The 8675-nt window shown below is 61.2% G+C and carries 7 protein-coding genes; 6 read left to right on the top strand and 1 reads right to left on the bottom strand.

Annotated elements, in window-relative coordinates; genetic code table 11:
• Positions 1-9: 9 nt before the first annotated feature.
• Positions 10-2235 (bottom strand): type VI secretion system Vgr family protein, encoded by a 2226-nt coding sequence (locus AD659_RS11190; protein ID WP_053121135.1) that lies wholly within the window; start codon positions 2233-2235, stop codon positions 10-12.
• A gap of 475 nt (positions 2236-2710) precedes the next feature.
• Here AD659_RS11190 and AD659_RS11195 point away from each other — a divergent pair, with 475 nt between their 5' ends.
• From AD659_RS11195 to AD659_RS11220, 6 genes are all read left to right on the top strand, one after another.
• A complete protein-coding gene (locus AD659_RS11195) occupies positions 2711-3415 on the top strand; it encodes a heavy metal response regulator transcription factor (RefSeq protein WP_053121137.1) in 705 nt (234 codons plus the stop codon).
• Complete coding sequence (locus tag AD659_RS11200; RefSeq protein ID WP_053121139.1) at positions 3415-4788, top strand: heavy metal sensor histidine kinase; 1374 nt, start codon at positions 3415-3417, stop codon at positions 4786-4788. Before AD659_RS11195 ends, AD659_RS11200 begins: the two co-directional genes overlap by 1 nt.
• A 377-nt stretch (positions 4789-5165) precedes the next feature.
• A complete protein-coding gene (locus AD659_RS11205; RefSeq protein WP_053121140.1) occupies positions 5166-5426 on the top strand; it encodes a DUF2790 domain-containing protein in 261 nt (86 codons plus the stop codon).
• Positions 5427-5471: 45 nt separating this feature from the next.
• Positions 5472-6527 carry an oxidoreductase gene (locus tag AD659_RS11210; RefSeq protein ID WP_053121142.1) on the top strand — a complete coding sequence of 352 codons (1056 nt, stop codon included), beginning with the start codon at positions 5472-5474 and terminating at the stop codon, positions 6525-6527.
• A 68-nt stretch (positions 6528-6595) separates the two neighbouring features.
• Entirely contained in the window at positions 6596-7984 is a 1389-nt protein-coding gene (locus tag AD659_RS11215) for an NTP/NDP exchange transporter (RefSeq protein WP_231987689.1), read from the top strand.
• 5 nt (positions 7985-7989) lie between these two features.
• Entirely contained in the window at positions 7990-8490 is a 501-nt protein-coding gene (locus AD659_RS11220; protein WP_053121144.1) for a lipocalin-like domain-containing protein, read from the top strand.
• Positions 8491-8675 lie beyond the last annotated feature (185 nt).

An 8675-nucleotide genomic window follows, 5' to 3' on the forward strand; every position in this document is an offset into this window, starting at 1 on the left:
GCTCCTTGGCTAGTTCTGCAGAATTTTCTGGCCTTTGACGACCACGTTCCTGTCGGCCTTGATCTTGATCGCGCCGGAGCCGTCGAGGGTGATGTTCTTGCCGCTGATCATGATGGTGCCATCCTTCTTCAGGGTGATACTGGCGTCGCCCGTCGTCAGGCTGATGGAGTCGCCAGCGGTGAGGGCGAAGTGCTTGCCGACGTCCAAGGTGTCGCTCTGCTTGATGTTGGTGCTGCGGTTCTGGGATACGTCACGGGATTCGTTCTGACCGACCTGGGTGCTCTGGTTGCCGTTGATCTCGATCCCTTCGTTGCCCTGGACCGTTTCGTTACGGTTGCCCTTGATGCCGATCGTTTCGTTGCCGCCCACGTCCTCGGTGCGATTGCTGACGATGGTGATCGTCTCGTTGGCACCGACCTTTTCCGTGCGGTCCGCGCCGATGGTGATGGTCTCGTTGCTGCCCACGTTCTCGGTGCGATTGGCGCCAATGGTGATTTTCTCGTTGCTGCCGACATCCTCGGTGCGGTTCACGCCAATGGAGATGGTTTCGTTATTGCCGACCTTTTCCTTGCGATCCACACCGATGGTGATGGTTTCGTTGTTATCGACGGTTTCGGTGCGGTCATGCTTGACGTGCACGGTCTCGTCGTTGTCGATGGTCTTGCTGCGGTCGTGGCCCACCCAATGGGTCTCGTCGTTCTCGACCTCGATGTCCTGGTTCTTCTCGGCGTGGATAAACAATTGCTCGGCGCCTTTCTTGTCCTCCATGCGGATTTCATTGAAGTTGGCCGGTGAGCCGCCCTTGCTTGAACGGCTTTTCGTCCCGCTCTGGGTGGCATTGGCGGGCAGCGCGTAGGGCACGGTCTGTTCGGCGTTGTAGACGCGACCGGTGATGATCGGCCGATCCGGATCGCCCTCGAGGAAACTGACGATCACTTCCTGACCGATCCGCGGCAGCTGCACGGAGCCCCAGTTCTTGCCGGCCCAGGCCTGGGACACGCGAATCCAGCAGGAGCTGTTTTCATTGGACTGGTCATGGCGATCCCAGTGGAAATGCACTTTGACCCGCCCATACTGGTCGGTCCAGATCTCCTCGCCACTGGGCCCCACCACCACGGCGGTCTGCGGCCCACGGACGATGGGCATCGGCGTGAGGGGCAGAGGGCGGAAGGCCTGGTTGGCATCCATGCAGTCCAGCTCGCTGACGAACTGTTCGGCGACGTCCGACTGCCCGCTTTCATAGGCATCCTGACGAATCTGATAACGGGCGGCCACCACCAGGTATTCGCGGTTCTGGTCCGCACGGTCGTATCCGGTCAGCGTGAACACATGACCGCAACCGATTCCGCGGGCCCGGCCGCGCAACTGCACACGCTCGAACTGGCTGTGAATGGCTTCGATGCGAGTACGCGCGTAGTGATCGCCATCGTTGCTCTGGACGTATTCACCGGGGTAGTCGTAGAGCGGGTAGTCGGCGTTGGTGTGGTTGCGCGGCACGCTGGAGCGCACCTCAAGGCTGGCGCGCGGACGCAGGAAGTCGTAGTCGTTCAGCGCCAGCGAGCCGGGTTGGACTTCCCGTGCCAGTTGCCAGTCGTAGAAATGATCGCGCTCACGCATTTGCCGATCGGGTGGGTAGAAGGGCACCGAGGCATAGTCCGCCGCGGTGGAGTGGGCACCGTAGGCGTCGGCCAGCACCAGCACGTGGCGGGCCTTCTCATGGCGAAAGTAGTAATAGATGCCTTCCTGCTCCATCAGTCGACTGACAAAGTCGAAGCTGGTTTCGCGGTACTGCACGCAATATTCCCACTCGCGGTAGCTGCCGCTCAGGCTGTCTTCGAAATCGGAGAAGCCGAGGTCACGGAACACCTGCTTGATGATGTCCGGCACGGTCTTGTTCTGGAAAATCCGGCAATCGGAGGTGCGCGTGAGCAGCCAGAGCCAGGGTCGCAGGCTGACGCGGTAACCGGCGAACTGGCCGTGCCCGGTCAACTGCCGGCAACTGCAGACAATGCCGTGGAAATAGCGTTTGCCGCCGTCGTACAGCTCCAGGGTCAGGCCCATCGGCTTGCCCAGCAACTGGTCGAACGTGATCGCCCGGTCTTCGGAGGTCAGGTCCAATTCGTAGTGGAATAACCGCCCCAGTTCTTCGCTGCCTTCCATGCCCTGCAGCAACAGGACATCGCCGCCGAGCGGACTGTCGACCTGCACCAAACGGTTGTTTTGCGTGATTGCCATGAACGGCTTCCTTTGGCTCTCGTTCGGATTTCAGTCGGCCGTTGCGAGGAAGGTGGCGCCGTAAGGGTCGTCGCCAGAGGAGATGCCAGGGGAAATTGAATCCAACGATTGCTGTGCATCCACCACAGGGGTGATCTCCTTATCGGTCTTGCGGTTTTTAATCAATGTGAACGTACGAGCGGATCCGTATCCTGCCGGATGAACGTTTGTCCGGTGCCGTTTGATGGCGCCTCTGAGCCGTTGGGTAACGTTCCGGCGTCAGCCAGATTGGCAGATCTTGAGGTCAAGATAGGTGACTGAAAGGTCGTTTGCTTAGTTTCATTAGCTATAGATTTGATTCTTAATTCGAATAACAAAGATTGATGTTCCAGTCCTCGAACCCTTTCTGACAAAAATGTCAGGAAGCCGTCAGCCTCCAGACACCTTCGCTGTCTAGACTCACTGGGTTGCCTTGCTTTCGTAGAGGAGTCACCTGATGCGTTTGCTCATTGTCGAGGACGAAGAAAAAACTTCCTCCTACGTCCATCGTGGCTTGACCGAACTTGGCTACATTGTCGACGTTGCCACGAATGGCATCGATGGCCTGCACTACGCGTTGGAATGGGAATACGACGTGGTGATCCTGGATGTGATGCTGCCGGGCAAGGACGGCTACGACGTGCTGCAAGGCTTGCGCCTGCACAAGAAAACCCCGGTCATCATGCTGTCGGCCAGGGGCACGGTGGATGATCGCATTCGAGGGCTGCGCGAGGGCGCCGATGATTACCTGGGCAAGCCTTTTTCGTTTGCCGAACTGGTCGCACGCGTCCAGGCCTTGATCCGTCGTCGCGCCGGCGACACGGCCGACCTGACGCATTTGCGCATCGACGATCTGGAGGTCGATCTGCAGGCGCGCAAGGTGACCCGGGGTGGGCTGCGGCTGGACCTGACGGCCAAGGAGTTCTGCCTGTTGAGCCTGTTGGCACGGCACCAGGGCGAGATTCTGTCCAAGTTGATGATTGCCGAGCAGGTCTGGGACATGAATTTCGACAGTGATGCCAACGTGGTCGAGGTCGCGATCAAGCGCGTCCGCGCCAAGGTGGACGCGCCTTATCCCCACAAGTTGCTGCATACCGTCCGCGGCATGGGGTATGTGCTGGAAAGCCGTGAAGAACACGGCAGGCAAAGCGGTACGTCGTGATGAAGATTTCCATCGCCAAGCGGCTGGCCCTGATGTTCGCCCTTGCTGTCCTGCTGATCATGTCGATCAGCGCGACACTGCTGCGCTCTTCCTTGAAGCAATCGCTCGATGAACAGATGCAGAACGAGCTCATCCTGCGCCATTCCGTGCTTGACCCGGTGCTGGCGAAATACGATTCGCCGACGTTCTGGGTCGGCTTGCGCCAGAAGCTCGACGGCCTGACGCCCGCGGATGAACGGGTCCGCTATTGGATCCTGGTGGACAACCCGGCCTTCAGTTACGGTGGGGCGATGCCGGACGGCCAGGATTGGTCGAAGCGCGCCGATGGGCTGTTTACCGTCGACCTGCCTGAGAAAGAACGGCCCATGATGGTGCTGCTCAAGACCATTCCCGCCATGGGCGACCGCCCGGAATTGCGCTTCATCGTGGGGCTGGATTCAACGCCGTTCAGGAAGACCCTGAACCACTTCACCAAAATATTGATCCTGACTTCGGCGTTGGGCATCGGCCTGGTGGCCCTGCTCGGTTACTGGATCGCGCGTTTCGGCCTTGGGCCGGTGAGGCGCTTGAGTCGTCAAGCCAATAGCCTGCCGCCCGGGGATTCGAAGCAGCGCCTGGACACCGAGGCACTACCGGGCGAGTTGCAGGAACTGGCGGTGTCCTTCAACGGCGCCCTGGCGCGCCAGGAAGCCGCCTGGTGTCAGCTCGAAGGGTTCAACGCCAATGTGGCCCATGAGTTGCGAACGCCTCTGACCAACCTGATCGGACAGACCCAGGTGGCCTTGGCCCATGGGCGCGAGGTGGGTGAGCTCCAGGACTTGCTGCAGTCGAACCTCGAAGAGCTGGAACGGATGGGCACCATCGTCAACGACATGCTGTTCCTGGCCGGCGCCGAGAGCGGGCAACGGGCAACCGAACTCAGTGATGTCTCGCTGTATGAAGAAGCGTCGAAGACGGTGGAATACCTGGAGCCGGTGCTGCACGACAAACAGCTGGGCGTGGAGATCCAAGGCGACATGCGTGTGTGCATCGACCGACGTCTTTTTCACCGCTCCCTGGCCAATCTGATACAGAACGCGGCGCGCTATGCGGTGCCGGAAAGCACCATCAAGGTCAGCCTGGTTGGCGACGGCATGCAAGTCGAGGTGAGGGTTTCCAATGCAGGGGCGCCCATCGACAGCGTGCACCTGGAGCGTCTGTTCGAGCGTTTCTATCGCGCCGACGCCGCCCGGGCGCGAAGCGATGCGCACCATGGCCTGGGGCTTTCCATCGTGCGGGCGGTAGCGTCCATGCACGGCGGGCGTGTGTTCGCCCACAGCGAGAATGGGTTCAACACCTTCGGGTTTTCCTTGATGAACCAGGCGGCGCCTTAGTCGTCGCACCCCGCGAGTAAAAGCCCGCTCGCGTTTGCAATGCTATTCACTTAAGGCAATCGAAAAACCCGTGGCGAGGGAGCTTGCTCCCGCTGGGCTCTGTAGGAGCTGGCGAAGCCTGCGATCTTTTGATCTTTTGATCTTTCGCTTGAGGTTCAAGTGTCTGGAAAAAGATCGCAGCCTCGCTCCGCTCGACAGCTCCTACAGAGCCGAGCGGGAGCAAGCTCCCTCGCCACAAGTCCATCATTTTTTCTTAAGTGAGCAGCATTGCGCTCGGGTTTGACATCTTCCCGTCAGCCAGCAGTCACCTTGACGTCAGTCACCCCCTCCTAGAGTGCTACGACCATCCCAACGAGGACCGTGTCGTGGAGCCCACTATGAATATTCGAAACCTGTCGATTGCCGGCCTGCTGGCCGTCATCTCCTTGAGCGGCTCGCCGCTGCTCGCCAAAGAACAAACGCAGTTCCCGGCCTACGAATATGGCATGCCGCTGGACATCGCCAGGGTCATCCATATCGAGGAGGCGACATCGCCGGTGTGCGAGGTCGTGCAGGCCAGGATGACCTACTTGAACACCCAAGGCATCAAGAAACACGTCAGCTTTTTGCAGTTGGCCGAGGCGTGCTCGAAACAGTGACCGTCCGGCGATGCCGGTTCATTTCTTCAGACAGGGACCATTACCATGTGGAATAACACAACAACACCCACCCTTGGCCGCATGAGCAACATGAGCCGGTTGGCGAGACTGGCGAGAACCCTTGCCGCGGGTATCGCGCTGCTCGCTTCGGTGAGTGTCGGGGCGTCCGATCGTGTAGCACCGAAACCGGACTGGTCGACCCGCGACATGCCGTCCCAGAAAGGTCGGATTGTCCTGATCACCGGCGGCACCAGTGGCATGGGCTACGAGGACGCGCTGGCCCTGGCGCGTGCCGGCGCCGAGGTCATCATCGCCGCGCGCAACCCCGAGCGCGGCGCGCAGGCCATCGCCCGTATCCGTGAGTCCGTGCCCGACGCCAAGGTGCAGTTCGAGAACGTGGACCTGGCTGATCTTTCATCGGTGCGCGACCTGGCCCAGCGTCTCAATCAGCGGCTGCCGCGCCTCGACGTGTTGATCAACAACGCCGCCGTCATGGCGCCGCCCGAGCGGGGCACGTCCGCGGATGGCTTCGAACTTCAGTTGGCTACCAACTACCTGGGGCACTTCGCGCTGACCGGTCTGTTGGTGCCGCTCTTGCGTCAAAGCCAGGATGCTCGCGTGGTGAGCCTGTCCAGCATTGCTGCCGCACGCGGCGCGATGAACCTCGATGACCTTCAGAGCGAGCAGAAATACGACCCGTACGCGGCCTACGCGCAATCGAAACTGGCGGTCCTGCACTGGGCATTTGCCTTGCAACGGCGCAGTGACGCTGAAAATTGGGGCATTCGCAGCATGGCGGCGCACCCTGGCGTGGCGGTCACCGAGTTGGTCGCACGGGGGCCCGGCCTGGACAGCGAGTTCGGTCGGCGCTGGGCCAAGGACCGCGACGCGTACCACTCAGCGGCACAAGGGGCGTTGCCCACGCTGTACGCTGCCACTGCGGCGCACGCCGTGGGCGGGGCTTATTACGGCCCGACCGGTGACGATGAACGACGCGGGCCGTTGGGCTTCGCCAAGACGCCGCCCGCCGCGAGCACGCAGGCGGATGCCGAACGGCTCTGGGCCGTCTCCGAGCGCCTGACTGGCGTGACCTACCGCTGATGCAACCCTGGGCGCGGGCGTCCGTCCCGCGCTCGACTTTGCCCTGTTGCCATCTTCCTGGAGTCCCTATGCGTACGCCTTCCTATTTGCACCGGCTGAGTCTCGCCCTGAACGCCCGCGACGGCGAGTTGAGGCCGGCGCTGTGCGGGTTCCTGCTGTTCCTTTGCCTCTTCACCGGTTACTTCATGCTGCGTCCGATCCGTGAGTCGATGGGCATCGCGGCGGGGGTGGAAAATCTGCAATGGCTGTTTACCGCGACCTTCCTGGTCATGCTGGCGGCCGTGCCGTTGTTCGCCTGGCTCAGTTCCCGAGTGCCGCGCCTGCGCCTGATCGACTGGGTGTACGGCTTCTTCGGCTTCAACCTGCTGATGTTCGTCGAGCTGTTCCAATTCCAGCCGGACAGTGTCTGGCTGGCCCGGGTCTTTTACGTCTGGATCTCGGTCTATAACCTGTTCGTCGTTTCCGTGGCCTGGAGCCTGATGGCGGATGTGTTCGACAGCGAGCAGGCCAAGCGTCTGTTCGCCTTCATCGCCGCGGGCGCCAGCGTCGGTGGCTTGTTGGGGCCGGCCCTGAGTGCGTTGCTCATTGGTCCCCTTGGCGCCTCGGGATTGATGTTGCTGGCGGCCTTGTTGCTCGGTGCCACGCTCGTGTTGAAGCGGGCGTTGATGGGATGGCGCGAAACGGGCGGGGCTGGCCGTCCCGGCGCCGCGCCGACGCAAAGTCCCCGGCAGCCCTTGCAGGGCAATCCGCTCAGCGGTTTGACGGCCGTGCTTGGGTCACCTTACCTGTTGGGCATCGCCGGGTTCGTCGTGTTGTTGGCGACGGTCAGCACTTTTCTCTATTTCGAGCAGGCACGCCTGGTGGCCGAGCACTATCCGGATCGCGCGGCGCAAGTGCGCATCTTCGGCACCATCGACATCGTCGTGCAGGCCGGTGCGTTGCTGTCCCAGCTGTTCATCACCGGCCGTATCGCGCCGAAGCTGGGCGTGCGTGCCTTGCTGGCCATCGTGCCGCTGCTGATGTGCATCGGCTTCCTGGGCCTGGCGTTGGCGCCGGGGTTCGCGCTGCTGGTGGCGCTGATGATCGTGCGACGGATCGGCGAGTACGCGTTCGTCCGACCGGGCCGGGAAATGCTGTTCGCGCCGTTGGATGCCGAGAGCAAATACAAGGCCAAGAATTTCATCGACACCGTGGTTTACCGCGCGGGTGACGCCATGAGCGGCTGGGTCAAGAGTCTGCTCGACCTGCTGGGGCAGGGCGCCGGGCCGGTCGCTGTGGTGGGCGCAGGTTGCGCGTTGCTATGGGGGTACTTGGGTTGGCAACTGGGACGACAGGCCGACTATGCCGCTTCGCGGGAGCTACGTTTGGCTGCTATCGCAGCCAGGGATGAAGACCGTTCCGACCAGGATGAAACCCACTCTATTGTCCGTCGCGTTGTTGCGGCGAGTGAAAGGTGATGCGGATGAGTCTGAAAAATAAGGTACTGGCAGTCGGTGCGATCGTTGTCTTATCGGCGTGCTCCAGCGTGTTTACGGGCAAGGAAAACGCCTTGGTCGGGACATGGCGCATGGTCAGTGCAACCGTTGAAAGCCAGGGCAGCAGATCGGACGCCTACGGCCCCGATCCTCATGGTTGGCTCGTCTTCACGCCGGAGCTGACGTTTGTCGAAGTGCTCACGAATCCGCGCGTGCCGGTGTTTCGATCCAATGTACGTGGTGAAGGAACCGATGAGGAAAACCGGGCAGCGATGGCGGGGAGCATCGGTTTCTTCGGGCGCTATACCGTCGACCAGAACGGTGAGTTCACTGGCAACATTGTCAAAGGGTCTACGTTCCCGAACTGGGTGGGCGCCGTGCGTACCCGGGACGACCTGCAGTTGAAGGTCGACGGCGACCGGATGGTGGAAGACTTTCGCCGCCCCGATGGGACGAAGGTTCACATCGTCTTTGAACGTGTAAGGTAATTTCGAAGCGTCATGCGCGCCGCCTTGGATCGCCCAGGGCGGCTTGGCATAGACGTGTAGCCGTTAGCGTGTGAAGAGTTGCAAGGCCTGCTCCATGCTCGCCAGTTTGATTTGAGTTTCCTCTGCCCGATAACGGGAGCGGGGACAACAGGATTTGAGCTGACGCTGTTCACTCAAGGCAATCG

The organism is Pseudomonas thivervalensis (genome assembly GCF_001269655.1).
In the GTDB taxonomy this organism is placed as follows: Bacteria; Pseudomonadota; Gammaproteobacteria; order Pseudomonadales; family Pseudomonadaceae; genus Aquipseudomonas; species Aquipseudomonas thivervalensis.